Below are 22083 nucleotides of genomic sequence, written 5' to 3' on the forward strand. Positions count from 1 at the left end.
ACGTCATGGGAGGTTTTGGCGAACGCTCTCTCACCCCTGAGATCAAAGGCGATCTGAATGAATAAGAGAATAGTTGCCGGCCTCACGGCCGCGGTCCTTGGTGTTGGCTTGGCCGGGACGGGGGTCACTGCTCCGGCGGTGGCCCTCGACCCCGCGCCGGTCACCCTCAACAGCACCACGAGCCCCATTCCGGATGTCGTCGGAGTCAGCGGTTCGTGGACCCGGACAGTGCAGGGCGGGTACACCGCCGTCGCGCCTTCCGGCCAGAATGCGGCGGCCACCAGCGAGCAAGTGGTTGCAGGAACCGCCCGGTATACGGCCTCGGTGAAGGTCGACGCCGGGAGTCCCTACGGTGTGGGGGCGCTTGTCTTCCGCGCAACTCCCGACGCCGGTGCGGGTTACGCCGCGGCGATCGACCCCAACCTGGACCGCGTGAGGTTGTTCGACCTCGCAACCGGACAGGACGTGGTTGCGCCGGTGTCCCTGCCACTGAATTCAGGGCAGGCCTACACGGTGGATGTCCATGTGGACGGCCCGCGAATCTATGTGGCGATCGATGGCATCAGCAGGATTGACGCCACGGACTACCGCTACGAGTCGGGCCGGGTGGGCCTGCACGCGTTCAACGGGACTGTATCTTTCGGCACTCCCGGCGTGCGGACGATTGATACCAACGTCAGCGGCTGGGCCGTAACGGGCACGGGCTGGCAGGCCTCGGCCACCGGCTTCCGCGGTGTCGCGCCGTCGAACAGCAACATCCGGGCCATCGCGACGGGGCAGTCACCAACCGACGTCGACTTTTCCACAGACATTCAGGTCGCCTCACAATACGGCGTGGGGACGGCACTGTTCCGCACCAACGCCTCGGGCTCATCGGGTTACGCGGCCGAGGTGGACCCGAACGCCGGACGTTTGCGCCTCTACAGGGTCTCGGACAACGCCACGCTGGGGACGTTCACCACTACCATCACAGTCGGCCAGGTCTATCGTCTTCGGGTCACCGCGCTCGGTAACCAGTTGGCCGTCTACTGGCAGACCGACTTCCTGGACCCGAACGGCGCCAACCCGGCTATTACCGCCACGGATTCCGCCCACGCTTCCGGTCATGTCGGGCTGGGTTCCTTCAATGGCACCGCGGTGTTCCAGAGCATGACGCTTCGAGGACTTGAGACTTCATTGCAGGGTTGGCGCGTTGGCTCCGGCTCGTGGGAGCCCGATGCCAAGGGACTCCGCGGTTTCGCGGCGAGCGGCACCGCTGCGCGGTTCATCCCGGCGGTGGCGTCCGACGTCGTTGCCTCGTTGGACCTGACTGTCACCTCCCCGGCCACCGCGTCAGTGGTGGTCCGCAGCGCTGCCGACGGCACCGGCGGCATCGAACTCCGGATCGATCCCGGGGCGGGAACGGCGAAGCTGTACAACCGGGCACCCTCGGCGTTGCTGCATTCTGGCAACCTTCCCTCCACAAGCTTCAAAGCCGGTCAACTCAACCGCGTCCAGCTCACTGTCCAGGGCAGCGAAGCGTCTGTGGTGATTAATGGCACGCCCGTGCTAAATGGAGCGGTTCCTACCTCATCCGGGGAAGGTTTCGCCCTGCTGACCACCGGAACGGCTTGGTTCCAGAACGTCCGTGCAGACGATGTAGATCAGTATATGAACGGCCTCTACCAGCCCGGCTACCACTACAGTCAGAACTCCGGGAACAGCTCCGACCCCAACGGACTGGTCTTTTTTGATGGCGAATTTCATCTCTTCCACCAAGACCGAGGACGCTGGGCGCATGCCGTCAGCACAGACCTGATGCACTGGAAGCAACTGCCCATCGCCCTGCCGCACATGGCGGCGGGGGAGTCGTGGTCTGGCTCGGCGGTGGTGGACGCCTCCGATTCCAGCGGCCTGTTCGACGGCGGATCCGGGCTCATCGCCTACTACACCAGCTTCAACCACGATGCGTGGAATGGAAACCAGTCCGTCCGCGCCGCCTATAGCAAGGACAAAGGGCGCACCTGGCAGACAGTGCAAGCCGCTCCGGTGGTGGAAAACCCGGGAGGACCCGACGGCGGGTGGGACTTCAGGGATCCGAAGGTCACCTGGGATGCGGCCTCCAGTAAATGGGTGATGGTGGTGGCGGCGGGCGACCACATCCGCTTCTACTCCTCCACAGATCTCATCCATTGGACGTTCTCCAGCACCTTCGGCTACGGCGAGTGGGTCCGCGGGGGAGTGTGGGAATGCCCGGACTTCTTCGAAATGCCTGTGGAGGGACAGTCCGGCGTTAAGCGCTGGGTGCTGTGGTGGAGTACTGGAGCGGTCCGCTCTACCAACGGCTCCGCGGCGCAATACGTGAGTGGCACGTGGAACGGTACTGCATTTACCCCCGACACTCCCGCTTCGCAGGTATTGCAGGCTGACCACGGCAGGGACTACTACGCAGCGATGAGCTTCTTCGGCGCGCCCGATGGCCGACGCATCATGATGGGTTGGATGAGCAACTGGGACTACGCGTTCAGCCCGCCCACAGGCCGCTGGAACGGGCAATTGTCCATCCCGCGCGAGCTCAAACTCGCTGACATTCCCGGCACCGGGCTCCGGCTGACGCAGGCTCCGGTTGTGGAGGAAGAGTCCCTGCGGACGTCAACCTGGCAGGCCTCCGACGTCACTGTGACGACGAGCTCCGCGAACGCGCTCGCTGATGCTTCGGGCGGATCTTTCGAGCTCGAGGCGGAGGTTGGGATTCCTTCTTCCGGAGGTGCCACTTCCTTCGCGTTCGGGCTGCGGAAAGGGACCGGATCAACTGGCGCTCAGGAGGCACCCGCCCAAGAGACAACAGTAAAGTTCGACGCCGGCGCTGCCGCACTCACCGTGGACCGCGGTACTGCCGGACGGGAGGACTTCACCCGGTACTTCGCGTCCTCGGCGACCGACAATTCGACAGCACCGTGGAGTTCCATACTGGTGGGATCCGAGCGACGCGTGAAGCTCCGAATTCTGGTGGACGCATCCTCGGTGGAAGTCTTCGGTGGGGACGGTACAGCGGCCATCACTTCGCTGATCTTTCCTGACCCTTCCTCCACAGGCCTGTCCTTCACAGCCACCGGAGGGAATGCCCGGCTGGTGTCCGTCAAAGTACACCAGCTCAGCGACACGGCCCGCCTGACTACTGCGCCGCCGTCGAACGTTTTGTCCGCTGCGGGCGGGACGGCTCGCCACAACCTCGGCACATATTCAGTGGTCCCGGGCGGCAAGTGGGAGGGCACAGGCGCAGGCCTGGCAGGTACGTTCGACAGAGATTCGACGGCCATGAGCGCAGCCGCGTTCACCAATGTGCGGGTGCAAGCAACGGTGCGATTCGGCGGTGAGGCCTTTGCAGGCGGGATGCTGAACCGGGACCTTGCTCCGGAAAAGGGCTATGGCGGCGCGGGCTCGGTGTTGCTGAGATCCTCTGCCGATTGGTCCAGCGCCTATTACGTGAATCTGGACCCGAATCTCCGTGTGGCGCGGGTGTTCTCGCTGAACAACGGCCTGTTTACGGTGCTCGCGAGCGTTCCGGCGGCCTTGAGCCACGGGGTGAGCTATGCCCTGGACACGTCAGCTGTTGGCAACAGGATCACGGTGTCCGTGGATGGGGCCGAGCTGATTGACGTGACGGACTCCGCGCTGGCCTCCGGCAGGGTGGGGGTCAACGTGTTCGATGGACGTGCTGCCTACCAGGACGTGCTGCTGACAGCGCTGCCGTAGGCCTGGCGCTCAGACCGGCGAGTCCGATTCGATGACTCGCTGCAGACCGTGCCGTGCGCACGGCATGGTCCGCAGCGCGTCATCGAATCGGGCAACCAGGGCAGGCAAGCCGCCCAGCCAGGCCCGCCAACGAAGAACTACACCGCGTCCAGATCCGTCTCCAGCAACGCCACCAGCGCGTCCAGGGCAGCGTCGGCGCCGTCGCCCTCGGCCCGCAGCACGACGACGTCGCCCTTAGCGGCACCGAGCGTCATGAGCGAAAGGATGCTGGCGGCGTCGAGGGCTTCGTCGGCGGGTTCGCCCTGCATGGCAATGGTGACTTCCACCGGCTGCTCACCTGCCGCTTCGGCGAACAAGGCGGCGGGCCGGGCGTGCAGGCCGGAGCGGCTGGCGATGGTGGCTGTGCGTTCGGGCATGGGTTTCTCCTAAAGGTCGGAAGTGAAAATTAAAGGCCGAGCTCTTCGAGCACAGGGAGCTTGGCCCGGACCCATTCGCGGGCCTCGGTGGCGCTCGGCGCAGTGAGGGCCAGCCGGGCGAGTTCCTGTGCCTGCTCCAGGGTGACGGTCTTCAGCACAGTCCCGACGGCGGCCAGCGAGCGCGCGGTCATGGACAGTGTGCTGACGCCGAGTCCGGTAAGTACGACGGCGAGGGCCGGGTCCGCGGCTGCCTCGCCACAGACGCCCACGGGTTTGCTGTCGCCTTCCCGGCCGGACGCTTCCTGCCCTGCACCTTCCACTGTGAGCTGCACCAGCCTCAGGACGGCGGGCTGCCACGGAGTGTTCAGTTCCGCGAGGGGCCCGAGTTGGCGGTCGGCGGCCATGGCGTACTGGGTGAGGTCGTTGGTGCCCAGTGAAGCAAAGCCAACTTCCCGGAGCACGGAGGCGGCGGTCAAAGCAGCCGAGGGAACTTCCACCATGACGCCCGGGGTTTGGATGCCGGCAGCAGCACACAATGAGGCGAACCGTCCGGCTTCGGCGGCCGTGGAGATCATCGGGGCCATGACCCAGACGTCGGCCTCGGAGTCAGCAGCGGCCCGGGCAATTGCTTCCAGTTGACGCTCCAAAACGCCCGGCGTGGTGAAGTCTGTCCGGTAGCCGCGAACACCAAGGGCAGGGTTGGGTTCGGTGGCGTCCGTGAGGAAGGGGAGGGGCTTGTCCGCGCCGGCGTCGAGGGTCCGCAGCACTACTTTCTTACCCGGGAACGCATCAAACACAGCCTTGTACGCTGCGGCTTGTTCGTCGACGGAGGGCTCGGTATCGCGCTCGAGGAAGCAGAACTCGGTGCGGAACAGGCCAACACCTTGGGCGCCGAGGCCAGCTGCGGCGACCGCATCCTTGGCTCCACCCACGTTGGCGAGGAGCGGGACCAAGTGGCCGTCCGCCGTCGTGCCGTTTCCGTCGAAGGCGGTCAGTGTTGCGGACGTTTCCGCCCAAGCCGTTGCGGCAGCGCGCTGCTCCTCCGAGGGAGAGACAACTACCAGGCCTGCTGCCCCGTCCACGTAGACCTCGCTGCCATCTGCAACAGAATCCACGCCATGAGCCGCAACCACCGCCGGCAACCCCAGCGAGCGGGCGATGATCGCCGTGTGCGACTGCGGTCCGCCGCCCGAGGTCACCAAGGCCAGCACCTTCTCGGGATCAAGGGTGGCGGTATCCGCCGGTGCGAGGTCTTCCGCCAGCAAAATGAAGGGCATCTCCGACGACGGGATGCCTGGCGCGGGGACGCCCCGCAGCTCCGCCACAATGCGGGCGCGCACGTCCAGGACGTCCGTAGCGCGTTCGGCCATGTAGCCGCCCAGGTTGTGCAGCATTTCGGAAACGGAGGCGCCGGCTTCCCAGATGGCCCGTTCCGCGGACGAGCCTGCGTTGATGAGCTTGGCAGCCGATTTCAGGAGCATGGTGTCCTTGGCCATGAGCGCGGTGGCCTCGAGGACGGCCTTACCGTCGCCGGAGGCAGAATCCGCGCGCCCCTTGAGCTCGTCATGGACGGCTTGCGCTGCGGCTTTCAAGCCCGCGACGGCGTCCTCCGGACTGACGTCTGCGGCCAACCGCTCGCCCGACGGCGGTTCACTCACCGGTTTGGGCATCTGGCGGACGGAACCAATGATGCGGCCAGGGCTTACCCCTACTCCTTGGAAATTCTGCACTGAATCCTCTGTTCCTGCGTGTTGGTTCAGACCCACCGGCAACGGCACCACGAGCCTGCGAAACTAGCCTACAAAATTCTGTTGTGAGCCACTTCATATAGCAACGCTATAGGTGCTAGGGTAGCGGTTATGAGTTTCGATGACCAGCTTCCGCCAAAAGTTCGGTTGCTCCGTGCAGCTGCTGAATTGTTGGCAAATTCGGAAGGGTCAGCAGTCTCTACGCGCCAGATCACAGCGTTGGCCGGGGTTACGGCCCCGACCCTCTACCACCACTTTGGAGACAAAGAAGGACTGTTCGACGCCGTCGTTTCCGCCGGCTTTGAAGAGTATGTGGCGGGGGAGCGGGATTTTGCTCCGTCCGGGGAGCCCTTGGAAGATGTCCGGCGGATGTGGGACAACCACGTCCAGTTCGGGCTGAGCCAACCCCACCTGTATCTGGTGATGTTCGGCAATATCAGGCCGGAAAGCCGTCCAGCAATCGTGGCCGATGCTGAAGTGCTTCTGGAAGAAATGCTGAACGAGGCCGCTATTGCCGGTCAGGTCAACGTGCCGCCCCGTGAAGCGGCACGAAGCATCCTCGCGGCCAACGTGGGTGTAACGCTCATGCTCATCGCCGAACCGGTGGAAGAACGGAACCTCGAGCTCTCAACGATGACCCGGGATTCCATGATTTTCGCCGTCTCCACGGATACCGCCCGTGGCGCCGCAGCGGAGGACTCCGGTAAGTCCTCTGTGGTTGTTGCGGCAATCGCCCTGAATGCGGCACTGCAGGCCTCGCATTCGGACCAACTTTCCAGCTCTGAATTGAAGCTCTTCCTTGAGTGGCTTCATCGCATTTCCAGCAGCTCCTAAGGCTGCTCTCTCGATCTATATCGACTGACCCCGCGCCGCTGCGGGACACACGTTAGGAATTCACATGGCAACAGAGACCGTTGCGAAGCCCCGCACCAGCCTGCGCGTTGGCGTCCAAAAGTTCGGAACATTCCTGTCCGGCATGATCATGCCCAACATTGGCGCCTTCATCGCCTGGGGCCTCATCACGGCCCTCTTTATTAAGGAAGGCTGGATTCCAGTCGCGGAACTTGGCGGTTTCGGGACCAACGCTGAGGGGGTCACCAACCCGGGCCTCGTTGGCCCCATGGTCAAGTACCTGTTGCCCCTGCTGATTGCCTATACGGGTGGTCGGATGGTCTACGACGTCCGGGGCGGCGTGGTTGGTGCCATTGCCACCATGGGTGTCATCGCGGGTACAAGCTCTCCGATGTTCATTGGCGCCATGATCATGGGTCCGCTGGGTGGCTGGACCATCAAGCAGCTTGACCGACTCTGGGATGGCAAGATCCGTCCCGGCTTCGAAATGCTGGTGAACAACTTTTCCGCCGGTATCTGGGGCGCAGCACTGGCATTGGGTGGCTTTTACGGCCTCTCATACATCGTCAAGATCTTCACCGACGGCGCTGGAACGGTGGTCCAGTTCCTGGTCAACAATGGCTTGCTCCCACTGACCAGCATCTTCATTGAGCCGGCAAAGGTTCTCTTCCTCAACAACGCCATCAACCACGGCGTCCTGACCCCACTGGGCATTCAGCAGTCCCTGGATCACGGCAAGTCCATCCTGTTTCTGCTTGAGGCCAACCCCGGCCCGGGCCTCGGCATCCTGCTGGCCTACATGTTCTTCGGCCGTGGCGCAGCAAAGGCTTCGGCACCAGGCGCAGCGATCATCCACTTCTTCGGTGGCATCCACGAGATCTACTTCCCGTACGTCCTGATGAAGCCGATCCTGATCCTCGCTGCCATCGGCGGCGGCATGACGGGCATCGCAACACTGGCAATCACCAACTCCGGTCTCGTGGCTCCTGCTGCCCCGGGTTCCATCATTGCGGTCATTGCCCAGACGTCGCGTGACAGCTACGTTGGCGTGATTCTGGCGGTAATTCTCGCCGCCACAGTTTCCTTCCTGATTGCTTCACTGATCCTGCGCACCTCCAAGAACAAGGGCGAGGACGATCTCTCCGAAGCCACATCCCGCATGGAAGCCATGAAGGGCAAGAAGAGCTCCATATCATCGGCCCTGGTGGGCGACCGGACAAGCGATCGCAGCGGCACCGTCCTTACCCGCCCGGTCCAGAACATCGTGTTCGCCTGCGACGCCGGCATGGGCTCCAGCGCCATGGGTGCCTCGGTCTTGCGCAACAAGATCAAGGCCGCTGGCTTCCCCGGCGTCAAGGTCACCAACTCGGCCATCGCCAACCTGAGCGATACCTACGACGTCGTCGTTACCCACGAAGACCTTACCGAACGCGCCCAGCCGAGGACGGCCAGCGCGGTGCACTACTCGGTGGACAACTTCATGAACAGCCCGAAGTACGACGAAATCGTTGAGCTGGTCAAGACGAGTAACACCGAAGGCCCGGCCGCCGCGTCCGCCGACGGAGCTGTGGAAGCAACAGCAGCCGCCACGCACGGTGCGCATGCCGCGCAACCGGCTCCCGCCGTCGGGAGTAAGGAAGTACTGCTCCCCGAAAGCGTTGTGCTGAACGGAATGGCGCACGACCGTGATGCTGCGATCGACGAAGCCGGGCAGCTCCTGCTGGACCGCGGCGCCGTGGATGTCAGCTACGTGCACGCCATGCACGAACGCGAGGAATCAGTGTCCACGTACATGGGCAGCTTCCTGGCGATCCCGCACGGCACCAACGATGCCAAGGAGCACATCCGGCACTCCGCAGTTTCCATCATTCGGTACCCCGAGGGCATCGACTGGGGCGGCAAGCAAGTGAAGTTCGTGGTCGGCGTCGCTGGCCTCAACAATGAGCACCTCCACATCCTGTCCTCGATCGCCAAGATCTTCACCGACAAGGCCCAGGTGGCCCAGTTGGAGGAAGCAACCACGGTTGAGGAAGTGCTGGAGCTGTTCGGAAAGGTCAACGCATAGTGAAGGCAGTCCATTTTGGGGCAGGCAACATCGGACGCGGCTTCGTGGGGCTGATGCTGCACGAAGCCGGCTACGAGGTGGTGTTCGCGGATGTTGCGGATGCACTGATCAGCCAGCTCGCCTCCGCCAGCAGCTACGACGTCCATGAGGTGGGCGAGAACCCTGCGGTCAAAACCGTGGACGGGTTCCGTGCGCTGAACTCGAGTACGCAGGAAGATGCCGTTGTTGAGGAAATTTCGACGGCGGATGTGGTCACCACTGCGGTGGGGCCACACATCCTGAAGTTCGTGGCACCGGTGATCGCACGTGGGCTGGCGGCACGGGAGCCTTCGTTGCCACCGTTGCAGGTGATGGCGTGCGAGAACGCCATCAACGCGACGCACCTCCTGGAAGTGGAGGTCCGTGCGGCCTGGGACGACTCCGCGGCTGATTTGGACTCAGTGGCTGTCTTTGCGAATACGGCAGTGGACCGCATTGTCCCGAATCAGGAGCCGGGCCAAGGCCTGGATGTCACGGTGGAGACGTTCTACGAATGGGTCATCGACCGCACGCCGTTCGGTGATCACGTCCCCGTCATTCCTGGAGCCACTTTCGTGGACGAGCTTGGCCCGTACATCGAGCGCAAGCTGTTCACGGTGAATACCGGGCATGCTTCGGCTGCGTACTTCGGCTACGCAGCAGGCCTGGAAAAGATCTCCGAGGCCATGGCCGATCCTTCCGTGGCGGCGAAGGTCAGGGCTGTCCTGGAGGAGACCAAGGAACTGCTGGTGGCCAAGCACGGATTCGTGGAGGCCGAGCAGGAAGCGTATGTGCAGAAGATCCTGTCCCGCTTCAGCAACCCGTACCTACCGGATACGGTAGTTCGCGTCGGCCGGGCACCACTGCGAAAACTTGGCCGGCACGAGCGGTTTGTCGGCCCAGCGGCTGAGCTCGCCGAGCGTGGTGTAGCTCCGGTCGCGTTGCTGGAGGCGATGTCGGCCGCCCTTCGTTTCGACGACGGATCCGACGACGAAGCCGTGGAACTCGCAAACATGCTCTCCGAGCTGGACGCGGCTGCCGCCGTCGAACGCATCACCGAACTTCCGCCATCGCACCCGCTGTTCCCGGCCCTCCAGAAACTCATCGAGGACCGCAAAGCCGAAGCTTGACTCTTCTCTCACATCCTGCGGCGTTTTGGCGGACGTTCTCTCACGTCGTGAAGCCTTTTGGCGGACGTTCTCTCACATAAGAGCGCGACGTCGGCACCCAGCCTTGGGTGCCGACGTCGAAGGCTTTCCTACCAATCCGTCCCAGCCGCGATGAACTCACCCGAGCCCGTGAGATGTGAGAGAAGGTCGCCCAAAAACCCGCGGGATGTGAGAGAACGTCGGGAGGGGTTAGCGCGCTGCCGCCGTTTCGGCTTCCGCCATCGCCTTACATTCCGCCACGCGCGCCTGGTGCAGCGGTGATTTGCGGACCACGGCGTAAGCGATGCCAAGAACCGCGAACCAGATAGGCGTCACCAGCAGGGCGGTGAGGGTGTCCGGCTGCGTGGTGAGGGCCCAGACCAGGAACGCGAAGAAGGCGAACACCACCCACACCATCGGAATGCCGCCGGGCATCTTGAACGGTGACGCCGCGTGCTGCTCGGGACGGCGCTTGCGGTACACGAGGTAGCTGGCAAGGATGATGGACCAGACGAACATGAAGCAGACCGCGGACACCGTGGTCACCATGTCGAACGCCGCGCCGACGTCCTTGCCTGCGTAGAGGAGTACGACGCCGGCCAGCAGCAGGACGCAGGACAGGAACAGTGCGTTCTGGGGTACTTTGCGGCTGGAGAGCCGGCCGAAGACCTTGGGTGCGTCGCCATCGTTGGCCAGGCCGAACACCATGCGCGAGGTCGAGTAGATGCCCGAGTTGGCCGATGACATGGCCGATGTGAGCACCACGAGATTGACCACGGTTGCCGCCATGCCGAGGCCTGCCAGGGAGAACATGGCGATGAACGGGCTGTGTCCTGCCTTGAACTCGGTCCACGGGGTGACGGACATGAGGATGATGAGGGCGCCTACGTAGAAGAGCATGACACGCAGCGGGATGGCGTTGATGGCGCGGGGCAGGTTGTGCTCCGGGTTTTTGGTTTCTGCAGCGGCGGTGCCCACCAGCTCGATGCCCACGAATGCGAAGACAGCGATCTGGAAGCCGGCCACGAAGCCCATGAATTCCTTGGGGAAGAACCCGCCATGGCTCCAGAGGTTGGTGAAGCTGGCGGTGCCTGCGTTGGATTGGAAGCCGGTGAAGATCATGACCAGGCCGACGACGATCAGCGCGACGATTGCAACGATCTTGATGAGTGCGAACCAGAACTCGGTCTCGCCGAATGCCTTCACGGTGGGGAGGTTCAGGAGGAGCAGGATGATGATGGTCGCAATTCCCGGGACCCACAGCTGAACGCCTGGCCACAGCTCATTGGCATAGCCGGCAATGGCGATAACATCCGCAACACCGGTGACCACCCAGCAGAACCAGTAGGTCCAGCCGGTGAAGAAGCCTGCCCACGGGCCAAGGAGATCGCCGGCGAAGTCGCTGAAGGACTTGTAGTTCAGGTTGGACAACAGGAGTTGGCCCATGGCGCGCATGACGAAGAAGAGCATGAAGCCGATGATCATGTACACGAAAATCACGGAGGGCCCGGCCACGGAGATGGTTTTGCCCGAGCCCATGAAGAGGCCGGTTCCGATGGCCCCGCCGATGGCAAGGAGCTGGATGTGGCGGTTGCTGAGCGAGCGTGACAGGTGGGGCTCGCTGTCCCTGCTGGAGACGCCGGTCTGCGCCTGTGTTGTCTGATCGGACATTAGTTCAAGAACCCTTCGAAGAGCCCACCAAAATGGTGACGGCCGTTACAAATCTGTTTCGATAAAGCTATAGCTAATGTCTGACCAATGGCTAATCGGCTCTCACGGCGAAAGCTCCCCTGTGGAAAACGGGGGAGCTTAGGCCTGGTTCAAACGCCGTCCTTAGGCGAGCTGCCGCCGATACGCTGCCGCCGCGAAAGCGTAGGCGAGCACGAGGATCCCCAGGCACCAGGCCAGTGCAACCCAGATGTCGCCGCCAACGGGGCGCTGCGCGAACAGATCCTGGATGGTGTTCACGATGGACGTGACCGGCTGGTTCTCGGCGAACCAGCGGACCGGGCCGGGCATGGTTTCCGTCGGGACGAAGGCCGAGCTGATGAACGGCAGGAAGATCAGCGGGTAGGAGAACCCGCCGGCGCCGTCCACGGACTTCGCCGAGAGGCCGGCGATGATGGCGATCCATGTGAGTGCCAAGGTGAAGAGGGCCAGGATCCCCGCAATGGCCAGCCAATCCAGCACGTTGGCCGAGGTGCGGAATCCCATGAGGAGCGCCACCAGGACGATGATCACCAGCGAGAGCCCATTGGCTACCAGCGACGTGAGGACGTGGGCCCACAGAACCGAAGAGCGTGCGATCGGCATGGACTGGAACCGCTCGAAGATACCGCTCTGCATATCCGTGAACAACCGGACTGCCGTGTAGGCGATGCCGGACGCGATGGCGATCAGCATGATGCCCGGCAAGAGGTAATTCACGTAGTTGTCCGTATCGGTCCTGATGGCGCCGCCGAATACGTAGACAAACAACAGCATGAGGGCGATCGGGGTGATCGCAGTGGTGATGATGGTGTCCACGCTGCGGAAGATGTGCCGCATTGAGCGGCCCAGCAGCACGGATGTGTCGGCGAAGAAGTGGGTGCTCATGACCTGTCCTTTACTGACTCGTTGTTACCAGTGCCAACCAAGGCGAGGAAGATGTCCTCCAGGCTCGGCTGCTTCTCGACGTACTCGATCTTGGCCGGCGGAAGCAGCTGCTTGAGCTCGGCGAGGGTCCCGTTCGCGATAATGCGGCCCTCATGAAGGATCGCAATTCGGTCCGCGAGTTGCTCAGCTTCATCCAGGTACTGGGTGGTGAGCAGGACCGTGGTCCCTCGGTTCGCGAGGTTCTTCACGATGTGCCACACCTCGAGGCGGGCTTCGGGGTCCAGGCCGGTGGTCGGTTCGTCCAGGAAGATCACCTTCGGGTTGCCGATCAGGCTCATGGCGATGTCCAGACGGCGACGCATGCCGCCGGAGTACGTCGCCACTTTGCGGGAGCCCGCATCGCTGAGGCTGAACTGCGCCAGCAACTCATCTGCGATCCTGCCCGGGTTTTTCAGGTGACGCAGTTTCGCCACCAGGATCAGGTTCTCCTTGCCGGACAGGACTTCATCCACTGCCGCGAACTGCCCCGTGAGGCTGATGGACTGCCTCACCTGGAGCGACTCGGTGGCGACATCAAAACCCTCGACGGCGGCAGCGCCGGCGTCGGCTTTGAGCAGGGTGGACAGGATCTTCACCATGGTGGTCTTCCCTGCTCCATTGGAGCCCAGCAGGGCAAAAATGCTGCCTGACGCTACCTCAAAATCCACCCCGCGCAGAACATGGAGATCCTTGTACGACTTCTCGATGCCCTCTACCCGGATTGCCGTAGCAGTCATGATTCAGCCTCCTTCGCTTTGTCGACAGCCTTCGTGAGGCGCTCGCGTTCCTTATCAATCCAGCGCTTTCCGCCGTAGGCCTGGGCAAAAGCCTCGGCGAACTCGATCGGATCTTCGCCGACGATCCCGCTCACGGGCGTTCCGTCGATGGCGGCGCGTTCCCATAGATCTGCGAGGTCCGTGAACATCTGCACCATGGTGTCCCCTTCGGTAACCCCGCCGTAGTACATGAGGTACCGGTTGAAGGCCGTGGCCACCGTGAGGTAGGGCTCGGGCAAGGCATCCAGCCGCGCCTTGGCCTGCTTGTACTGCTTCTTCTGTTCGAGCGAACCGGTCACCAGTTCGATCCATTTTGCTGCCATGTCAGTTTCCTTCCTTGCGGAGTTCTTCAAGCCGTTCGGACAAGAAGCTCCAGGTGTTCCAGAATTCGTCCAGTTCGTTTTTGCCCTGCGCGTTGAGCGTGTACACCTTGCGGGGTGGTCCTTTTTCAGACGGGCGCTTTTCGACGTCTACCAGCCCCTTTTGTTCGATCCTGACGAGCAGTGCGTACACAGTGCCCTCAGCGATCTCGGTGAAGCCCTGCTCCCGGAGCAGCGTGGTGATCTCGTATCCATACGCTGCCTTTCCGGTCAGGAGGGCCAGCACGATGCCCTCCAATGTGCCTTTGAGCATCTCCGTCATCTGCTTGCCCATCGGACACCTCCCTCGCTTCTCAGTATTACTAGCTACCGCTACATAGTAGAACTAAGTACCGGTACTTAGCAATACTGAGTTCTAAATGAAATGGCATGCTGGGGTGGTGACCACAGACCCTGCCGCCGCGCCCGCTCTGATGACTGCCGACGTCGACTCCGGAACCTTTAGTCTTCGACGCGCTACCAAGGCCGATGTGTCGCGGATTCTTGCGCTGCTGGTGGATGACCAACTGGGCGCTACCCGCGAAAATCTGGACGATCTTGCGCCGTACGAGCGCGCTTTTGAAATGATCGACGGCGACCCCGCCCACCTTTTGGTGGTGGGTGAAATCGGCGGGGAAGTTGTTGGCACTTTCCAGCTCAGCTATCTCCCGGGCCTGTCGCGCAGGGGATTGTTGCGTGCCCAGATCGAAGCCGTCCGTGTGGATGATGCGCTGCGCGGGCAGGGCGTGGGTGCGCTCATGATCCAGTGGGCCATCGACCAGGCGCGTGCGCGGGGATGCTCCCTGGTCCAGTTGACCACCGACAAGTCCCGCGTGGCGGCGCACCGTTTCTATGAGCGCTTGGGTTTTGTCGCGAGCCATGAGGGCATGAAGCTGAAGCTCTGACCCACTTGAGCTTGACTGTTAGGTACCCTAACAATTAGGCTACCTAAATATGACGAGCACTTCGGCTTCCGACCCCCGGCTTCTCCATATTGCGCAGGAATTCCGCGAGTCACTTCGCCTGGGCGTGTACATGTTCCGCCGCCTGGATCCGGAAGGCGAACTCACGGCAGCACAGCTCAGCCTGCTCTCCATGATTTCCGATGGCGGACTCCGCGTGGGTGACATCGCCAAGAACCTGGGGATCAAGGTCCCCAGCGCCACGGAGCAGATCATCAAGCTCGAACGCTCAGGCCTGGTCAGCAGGCAGCCTGATGTTAACGATTCCCGCGCCGTCCAGGTGGTCATTACCAAAGCCGGGACTGCCGCCGTCGAATCTGCCAACCAACGCCGAAACGCGATGGTAGCTGGGTTGCTCCAAGAGCTGAGCAGCGATGAAATCGAGCAACTCGCCGCGGCGCTCCCCATCATCAGCAAGCTCAACAGCTCATTCCAGAACTAATCAGAACTAAACGCACCGACAAGGAGCCCTTGAATGTCACGCCAACTGGCTGACGCTTCAGAAAGCGCCGAGACAACTACTGAAACCACCCTCGAAGCTGAAAAGGCTTCATTCCTCAAACAGCCGAAGGCCGTGTGGGCCACGGCGCTCGCAGCCGTATTCGCGTTCATGGGCATCGGACTCGTGGACCCGATTCTGCCGGCAATCGCCAAGAACCTGGACGCGTCCACCAGCGAAGTTTCCTTGCTCTTCACCAGCTACTTCCTGGTGACGGCGATCGCGATGCTGATCAGCGGCTTCGTGTCCTCGCGCATCGGCGGAAAGAAGACCCTGCTGATTGGGCTGGCCGTGATCGTGGTGTTCGCATCGTTGTCCGGTTTGTCCGGCAGTGTTGAGCAGTTGGTGGGTTTCCGTGCTGGTTGGGGGTTGGGTAACGCCCTCTTTGTCGCGACCGCGCTCGCCGTGATCGTTGGTGTGGCCAGTGGTGGGACCGGAACGGCCATCATTCTCTACGAAGCAGCGCTCGGCCTGGGTATCTCGCTGGGCCCGCTTCTTGGGGCATTGTTGGGCGGCTGGCAGTGGCGGGCACCGTTCTTTGGAACCGCGGTCCTCATGGCTGCCGCTTTCATTGCACTGCTGGCTTTGCTTCCCAAGACGCCCGCTCCCGCCAGGAAGTCACGTCTGCGGGATCCGCTCCTTGCGCTGGGACACAAGGGCCTCAGCACCACGGCAGCAAGCGCCCTGTTCTACAACTACGGCTTCTTCACCATCCTTGCCTTCACTCCGTTCATCCTCGGAATGGACGCATACGGCATCGGGGGAGTGTTCTTCGGTTGGGGCGTTGCCGTTGCCGTGTTCTCGGTGTTCGTGGCTCCCGTGCTGCAGAAGCGTTTCGGCGCTGTAAAGGTCCTGACCGGCACCTTGGCCACGCTGATGCTCGACCTCCTTGGGCTGGGACTTGCTGCCGGGCACTCGGTGACTGCCGTCGTCGTGCTTGTCATCGTGGCCGGTGCCCTGCTGGGCATCAACAATACGATTTACACCGAACTGGCCATGGGCGTCTCCGATTCTCCGCGACCCATCGCATCCGCCGGCTACAACTTTGTGCGGTGGATGGGCGGTGCGCTGGCCCCGTTCGCCGCCGCCCAGCTGGGCGAGCACTTTGGGCCGCAGGTGCCCTTCTATGCCGGTGCCGTTGCCATGGTGATTGCGATTCTCATTGCCTTCGGAGGCCGCGGGTACCTGAGGTCGCACGAACCGCACCTGGTGTAGTCCCGCCCTAAACCACGAAAAAGCCCGACGGAATCCGTCGGGCTTTTTCGTGTTACTTCGGCTCGTTGGACGTGACCGACAGCGGCGCTACCGGTGCGCCCTTGGGAACGAAGAGCGTCTCGGCCTGCTCCAGGGACATGCCGTTCGTCTCGGGAACCTTGAACATCACAAAGAAGAACGACGCCGCAGCGAACGCCGCGTACAAGGCGTACGTCAGTGGCAGCGAACCCGCCGCCATGATGGGGAAGCTAAGCGTGATGGCAAAGTTCGCGATCCATTGCGCGGCCGCCGCCAGTCCGAGCGCGCGGGCTCGGATGCGGGACGGGAAGATCTCGCCAAGCAGCACCCAGACGAGTGGACCCCAGGAAGCCCCGAAGCTGATCACGAAGACGTTGGCCGCCACGAGGGCAACTGGCCCCCAAGTACCGGGAAGACTGATCTCGGAGCCCGTGCCAACAGCGGAGGAAAAGGCCAACGCCATGACGCCGAGCGAGACAGCCATGCCGATGGAGCCGGTCAGCAGGATGGGGCGGCGGCCAATGCGGTCCACCAGCGCGATGGCTACCAGAGTCACCAAAATGTTGGTCACGGACGTGGCGACGGAGATGGTGAGGGAGTCCTTCTCCTGGAATCCGACCGCTTTCCACAGCGTGGTGGAGTAGTAGAAGATCACGTTGATGCCAACGAACTGCTGCAGCACTGACAGGATGATGCCGATCCACACCACTGCCTGCAGGCCGAATGTCTTACCGCGCAGCGAGCCCTTCTTGGTGGACAGCTGGTCCTGCTGGATGGATTCGCGGATGTCGCGCATGTGACGTTCAGTATCGTCGTTGGGGATGAGGGTATCGAAGATTGTTCGAGCTTGGTCTTCCTTGCCGTTGAGCACCAGGAAATGCGGCGACTCGGGCAGTCGGAACGCGATCCAGCCGTACACGGCAGCCGGCACGGCGCACGCGATGAACATCCAGCGCCAGGCTTCCATCCCGAGCCAGAACGTGCTGCCGGCGCTGCCGGCGGAATTGGCCAGGACGGCGTCGGACAACAGTGCAGCAAAAATACCGGTAGTGATGGCGAGCTGCTGAAGCGACGCCAAACGGCCACGCACGTGCCGAGGGGAAATCTCGGAAATGTAGGCCGGGGCAATGACCGAAGCAAGGCCGATGCCCAAGCCCCCCACCAAGCGCCAGAAGATCAGGTCCCAAACACCAAATGCCAGCCCTGTTCCTACGGAGCTCACCAGAAACAGGAGGGCGCCGATCTTCATCGCCGGAATGCGGCCGTAGCGGTCGGCGACCTTGCCGGCCAGGTAGGCTCCCAGGGCGCACCCCAGCAAGGCGACGGCGACAGCAAAGCCAGTGACGGCTTCGCTCATCAGGAATTCGTCCTTCATGGCGTCCACGGCACCGTTAACCACGGAAGAATCGAAGCCGAACAGGAAGCCGCCCACCGCTCCAGCGACGGCCAGGCCGATCACTTTCCTGGACACTGGGGGCACGCCTACGGTGCTGGGATTGGACATGGGTCTCCCTTGGGAATGGTGGTGTGGGATTCACGGTGCGGGACGTCGTCGGCTGTTCCGACGGGGACGCCGGTGCACACGCGCTACACAGTGTGGCACGCCCCATCCGCCAAGTTCCAGTCAAGGGGATTCAGATGACGTGCATTCACTAAATTAACGCACGGATCCTGATGGGTGGCTGGGAATGGGCTGGGAGGGCTGAATCTTCTGTTCGGGCTGCGGAAAGCGGCCTTTGAGACCACTACTTGAACGCAATGGACGACGACGGTGCGTGCGTCCGGAGCCAAACGCCCGTGCCGTCTTGGCTAGTTTTCAAGACAGCACCCTCGGGTCCACGGTCCTAGCGCCGGTTTCCGACCGTCCTGCCAGTCCATTGGGAAATAAGGTGGTTATGTTGACCAAGCCGGGGAGCAGGGCGTGGCGGCACGGACCCTGTTAGACGCAAGGGGGACGCCAGCGTAGCGAACCCGTCTTCTTCCACAGCCACTAAGCCTCGCTCCTGAGCGTGTTCATTGGTAAGGGCATCTGTAACGGAACGCACCTGGGCGACAGGAACCTGATGGTGCTCCAGCAGGGCTACGGCTTCCACTGTTGCCAAGGCGCCAAGGGCATCTTCCAACTCAATGCGGAACTCTGCTGAATGCCTGTTCCTCGCTGTCTGGTGGCTGAATCTCGTGTCGGAGAGCCACCTGCTGCGGTCGAGAGCCGCCGCTAGCCTGGGGAACAGCCGGTCGCCTGCAATGGCTATGGCAATTGAGCCGTCCATCGTCTTATAAGTGCTGAATGGCGTGGACATGGCGTGGTCGTTTCCGCAGGCTGTAGGTTCTTCTCCGTGCAGGGCGCGCATGCCTACGGATTCCAAAATGGAAACCAGGCTGTCCAGCATCGCCAAGTCAATGTGTTGGCCTTTTCCGGTGGTGTGGCGTTCCTGAAGAGCGGCCAGTGCGGCAGTAGCCCCATAAATTCCAGGAATGACGTCACCGAGGCTGACTCCCACTCGCGTCGGCTCGCCATCAGGCCAGCCGGTGACCGACATGAGACCGCTCATGGCCTGGGCGATCAAGTCATAGGCGGGGGCGTTGCGAAGCTTGCTGGTTTGGCCGAATCCACTGATGCTCACCACGATGAGACGCGGATTGATCTGCCGTAGTTTTCCTGCGCTGATGCCGAGGCGTTCCATGACTCCGGGACGGAAGTTCTCAACCAGGACGTCCGCTGTTTTGGCAAGATCGACGAGAGTGCTGCAATCTTCATCGTCCTTCAAGTTAAGGGTGATGCCGTACTTGCTTCGGTTGAACAGCCGGTAGTAGCCTGATTGGCCGTTGACGCTTGGGCCGAAGTGGCGCGAGTCGTCCCCCTCGGGACTCTCAACCTTGATGACCTCGGCGCCAAGGTCGGCAAGGATCATTGCACAGAAGGGGCCAGCGAGGACACGGGAAAGATCCAGGACCCGGATACCGTGGAGTGCGCCTTGAGATCGAGACACTGTGGCGTCTTCCGGCTGGCCATCGTGCTTGGGCAGAAGGCCGGAAGAGGCTCTTCGCGTGGTGGTCATTTGTGTTCCTTACATTGGCAGGTCTTCTTGGTTCCATCTCAGCAGCACGCCCTTTTGGAATGAAGCGAAGGACCTCCAAGTTGTCCGACATACCGGACGATACGAGGAGTATGCTTCGGACATGAACGGAGCTTTGCCGAGATCGAAAGCGCCCGCTGCCGCGCAGGTACTTGCCGTGCTGAGGTACGTTGCCGGTCAAGCGGGACCAGTGAGCGCTTCAGCAATTGCGAGGGACGTAGGGCTGCCTCGGTCCACTGCTTATCAACTGATCTCTGCGTTGATTGATGATGGATTCCTGCTGCATCTTCCCGAGGAGAGAAAGTACGCGCTCGGAGTTACGGCCCACGAGCTGGGGACCGGCTATTCGCGTCAGGCCCCTCTTCAGCGCATAGCGCGCTTTCCATTGGAGCGACTGGTCGCCCGTACGAGGCGGACAGCACACCTCGCGGTGATGCATGGGAGGGACGTCGTTTATGTCATTGAGGAACGTGCTCCCCGGCAGCGTCCCCTGGTGACGGATACCGGGGTAAGGCTGCCCGCTCATTTGACCGCGAGCGGAAGGGCAATGATGTCGCAGATGGACCGTGCCCAAGTCTCGGCGCTCTTTCCTGGCCCGGAAGCCTTTTCGGCCCGGAACAGCAATGGTCCTCAATCAGTGCCCGCACTGGAGGATCTCTTGGCAAGAGCGCGTACCCTCGGTTACGCCTGGGAGCAGGACGAGATTACTGAGGGCTTTTCCTCCGTGGCCGTTGCTGTACTGGATAGGCAACGATATCCCGTAGCAAGCGTGACGTTGACTGTTTCTAACCGGGCATTCCTACCGAGCGAGAGGCGTCTTAGAAACGACGACGAGTCGGCTGAGGAGAGGGCATTAAGGATCGAAGACGTTGCCCGGACCTGGATCCCAGAGGTTAATCGGTGTGCCCGGGAGATCTCACGGAGGCTTGGAACCCACAACTGACGAAAACGAGCAGTTGGGCGCCTTGAGGGCGCCCAACTGCTCGTTTTGCATCTCCTCGCCGCGCTTTGTTGGGCGAGCTAACGCTTTAGTGGTTTAGGGCTGTGCCCACTCCGGCAGGGACAGTGTCGACGGGATAGATCATTTCGCTCGGGGCGGTCGAATTCCGCTTAGCCAAGGGGAAATACAGGGCTGCTGTCACAACCAGTCCCACCAACCAGGAGATGTCGGCTCCGCCCAGCAGCTCAGTCATCGGACCGGTGTACAGGGCTTGGGCCAGGAATGGTATCTGGACGAGAATACCCGCAGCGTAGGACAGCAACGCAGTCTTGTTCCACCGCCCGTACCGTCCGTTCAAGTCGTAGAGTGCCGGGATATCCACCTTTTCCTTGGAAACCAGGTAGTAATCAACAAGATTGATGGAACTCCACGGGATGAAGACCATCAGCAAGAGCAGCACGAAGTTCTTGAAGTTTGCTATGAAATCCGGTGAGGCGACGACAGCAATGACTACGGACAGTCCAATGAAGCCCACGACATACGCGAAGCGGGTCCACGTTGCCACCTTGGTCTTTCTTGTGAACGCCGTAACGGACGTGAGCATCGTCATGTATCCGCCGTAGGCGTTGAGCGTGTTGACTGTCAGTTTGCCGATGACGATGACCAAGTAAATTACCAGCGCTATAGCACCTCCACCGCTGAGCCCTCCAAGGAATGCAACCTGTCCGTCCAGGAACCTCGAACCCTTCGGCAAGGCAAGGGAGGCGAAGAGCGCGCCGAGAGTCATGGACCATTGAGAGCCGATAACCGTGCCCAGGTAGCATGCCCAGAAGGTCTGGCGTACCGGCGTTTTTGATGGGAGATAACGGGAGTAATCAGCAACGTAAGGGCCGTATGTCAACTGCCACCCAGCGCTGAGTGAAACGGCCAACAGGAATGTAGGGAACTGGAACTCAGCGGATCCGAGGAGCGCACCCACATCATGGCTGGTAAACAAACGAATGCCCAGATATCCAAAGCCCAGGATGCCGGCAACGGTCGCGATGCGCCCCATGAGGTGGATGTACCGGTAACCCAATGTTGCTACAAGGATTGTTAGGGCGCCGAAAATCACCATACCCACAGCGGGTGTGCCCGTCTGCAGGATCTGATCCACTGCCTGGCCGGCAAGCACAGTTCCAGTGGCGGCAAAGCCGAGATACATGATGACAACCAAAATCAGGGGAATTACTGCACCCAGGATGCCGAACTGTGCTCGGCTGGAAATCATCTGTGGCAGTCCCAGACGCGGTCCTTGGGCGGCGTGCAGCGCCATCACTGCAGCACCCAGAAGATTGCCGATTAAGAGGCCGATAATGGCCCATAGCGCGTCTGCTCCGAAAAGTACCGCCAAGGCGCCATCAACGATCGCAGTGATCTGCATGTTGGCCCCAAACCACAAAGTAAATTGCTGGGCTGGTGAACCATGGCGTTCGTTTTCGGGAACGAAGTCGATGGAACGCCGCTCGACCCGTGTCCCGCCTGCCCCAGTATTTGTTGCTGTCTGCATGGTGTTCCTTAATTATTTGAACGGAGAGTCCAGGTCCCCCTACCTGCGATCCATCTGAGCACGATCGGTGTT

General features: G+C 61.8%; 18 protein-coding genes. 8 read left to right on the top strand and 10 right to left on the bottom strand.

Annotation, left to right across the window (positions count from 1 at the left end; genetic code table 11):
* Nucleotides 1-57: 57 nt before the first annotated feature.
* Entirely contained in the window at nt 58-3735 is a 3678-nt protein-coding gene (locus tag AC1DD7_RS14085) for a glycoside hydrolase family 32 protein (RefSeq protein ID WP_477515468.1), read from the top strand.
* A 137-nt stretch (nt 3736-3872) separates the two neighbouring features.
* On the opposite strand, the gene AC1DD7_RS14090 is transcribed toward AC1DD7_RS14085, so the two are convergent.
* Both AC1DD7_RS14090 and ptsP read right to left on the bottom strand, forming a co-directional pair.
* Nucleotides 3873-4151, bottom strand: a complete 279-nt coding sequence (locus AC1DD7_RS14090; protein WP_216926282.1) for an HPr family phosphocarrier protein — start codon at nt 4149-4151, stop codon at nt 3873-3875.
* Between the two features lie 29 nt (nt 4152-4180).
* On the bottom strand, nt 4181-5881 hold the full coding sequence (gene ptsP, locus AC1DD7_RS14095; RefSeq protein WP_477515469.1) for a phosphoenolpyruvate--protein phosphotransferase: 1701 nt from the start codon (nt 5879-5881) through the stop codon (nt 4181-4183).
* Between the two features lie 129 nt (nt 5882-6010).
* On the opposite strand from ptsP, the gene AC1DD7_RS14100 reads away from it, so the two are divergent.
* From AC1DD7_RS14100 to AC1DD7_RS14110, 3 genes are all read left to right on the top strand, one after another.
* A complete protein-coding gene (locus AC1DD7_RS14100; RefSeq protein ID WP_477515470.1) occupies nt 6011-6733 on the top strand; it encodes a TetR/AcrR family transcriptional regulator in 723 nt (240 codons plus the stop codon).
* 64 nt (nt 6734-6797) lie between these two features.
* On the top strand, nt 6798-8816 hold the full coding sequence (locus tag AC1DD7_RS14105; protein ID WP_477515471.1) for a PTS mannitol transporter subunit IICBA: 2019 nt from the start codon (nt 6798-6800) through the stop codon (nt 8814-8816).
* The gene (locus AC1DD7_RS14110) at nt 8816-9964 is read left to right on the top strand and encodes a mannitol-1-phosphate 5-dehydrogenase (protein ID WP_477515472.1); all 1149 of its coding nucleotides are present in this window, start codon (nt 8816-8818) and stop codon (nt 9962-9964) included. Before AC1DD7_RS14105 ends, AC1DD7_RS14110 begins: the two co-directional genes overlap by 1 nt.
* A gap of 228 nt (nt 9965-10192) precedes the next feature.
* On the opposite strand, the gene cycA is transcribed toward AC1DD7_RS14110, so the two are convergent.
* From cycA to AC1DD7_RS14135, 5 genes are all read right to left on the bottom strand, one after another.
* Nucleotides 10193-11653 carry a D-serine/D-alanine/glycine transporter gene (gene cycA, locus AC1DD7_RS14115; RefSeq protein WP_477515473.1) on the bottom strand — a complete coding sequence of 487 codons (1461 nt, stop codon included), beginning with the start codon at nt 11651-11653 and terminating at the stop codon, nt 10193-10195.
* A 162-nt stretch (nt 11654-11815) separates the two neighbouring features.
* Nucleotides 11816-12577: an ABC transporter permease gene (locus AC1DD7_RS14120; protein WP_477515474.1), complete on the bottom strand. Its 762-nt coding sequence runs from the start codon at nt 12575-12577 to the stop codon at nt 11816-11818.
* On the bottom strand, nt 12574-13353 hold the full coding sequence (locus AC1DD7_RS14125; protein ID WP_477515475.1) for an ABC transporter ATP-binding protein: 780 nt from the start codon (nt 13351-13353) through the stop codon (nt 12574-12576). Before AC1DD7_RS14125 ends, AC1DD7_RS14120 begins: the two co-directional genes overlap by 4 nt.
* A complete protein-coding gene (locus tag AC1DD7_RS14130; protein WP_442004484.1) occupies nt 13350-13715 on the bottom strand; it encodes a DUF1048 domain-containing protein in 366 nt (121 codons plus the stop codon). Before AC1DD7_RS14130 ends, AC1DD7_RS14125 begins: the two co-directional genes overlap by 4 nt.
* Before the next feature lies 1 nt (nt 13716).
* Nucleotides 13717-14046, bottom strand: a complete 330-nt coding sequence (locus AC1DD7_RS14135; protein ID WP_431117042.1) for a PadR family transcriptional regulator — start codon at nt 14044-14046, stop codon at nt 13717-13719.
* Between the two features lie 85 nt (nt 14047-14131).
* Here AC1DD7_RS14135 and AC1DD7_RS14140 point away from each other — a divergent pair, with 85 nt between their 5' ends.
* The 3 genes from AC1DD7_RS14140 to AC1DD7_RS14150 are packed head-to-tail and all read left to right on the top strand — an operon-like array spanning nt 14132 to nt 16427.
* A complete protein-coding gene (locus AC1DD7_RS14140; protein WP_477515476.1) occupies nt 14132-14656 on the top strand; it encodes a GNAT family N-acetyltransferase in 525 nt (174 codons plus the stop codon).
* A gap of 49 nt (nt 14657-14705) precedes the next feature.
* Complete coding sequence (locus AC1DD7_RS14145) at nt 14706-15155, top strand: MarR family winged helix-turn-helix transcriptional regulator (protein WP_477515477.1); 450 nt, start codon at nt 14706-14708, stop codon at nt 15153-15155.
* Between the two features lie 33 nt (nt 15156-15188).
* Complete coding sequence (locus AC1DD7_RS14150) at nt 15189-16427, top strand: MFS transporter (RefSeq protein WP_477515478.1); 1239 nt, start codon at nt 15189-15191, stop codon at nt 16425-16427.
* Nucleotides 16428-16479: 52 nt separating this feature from the next.
* On the opposite strand, the gene AC1DD7_RS14155 is transcribed toward AC1DD7_RS14150, so the two are convergent.
* Together AC1DD7_RS14155 and AC1DD7_RS14160 are read right to left on the bottom strand one after the other, a co-directional pair.
* A complete protein-coding gene (locus AC1DD7_RS14155; RefSeq protein ID WP_477515479.1) occupies nt 16480-17949 on the bottom strand; it encodes a sugar porter family MFS transporter in 1470 nt (489 codons plus the stop codon).
* 340 nt (nt 17950-18289) lie between these two features.
* Nucleotides 18290-19504: a CaiB/BaiF CoA transferase family protein gene (locus tag AC1DD7_RS14160; protein ID WP_477515480.1), complete on the bottom strand. Its 1215-nt coding sequence runs from the start codon at nt 19502-19504 to the stop codon at nt 18290-18292.
* A 121-nt stretch (nt 19505-19625) separates the two neighbouring features.
* Here AC1DD7_RS14160 and AC1DD7_RS14165 point away from each other — a divergent pair, with 121 nt between their 5' ends.
* A complete protein-coding gene (locus tag AC1DD7_RS14165) occupies nt 19626-20465 on the top strand; it encodes an IclR family transcriptional regulator (RefSeq protein WP_431117037.1) in 840 nt (279 codons plus the stop codon).
* Between the two features lie 85 nt (nt 20466-20550).
* Here the strand turns inward: AC1DD7_RS14165 and AC1DD7_RS14170 are convergent, their stop codons facing one another.
* Nucleotides 20551-22011: a purine-cytosine permease family protein gene (locus AC1DD7_RS14170; protein WP_431117035.1), complete on the bottom strand. Its 1461-nt coding sequence runs from the start codon at nt 22009-22011 to the stop codon at nt 20551-20553.
* Between the last annotated feature and the right edge of the window lie 72 nt (nt 22012-22083).

It is taken from the genome of Paenarthrobacter sp. 10L412, from assembly GCF_056395565.1.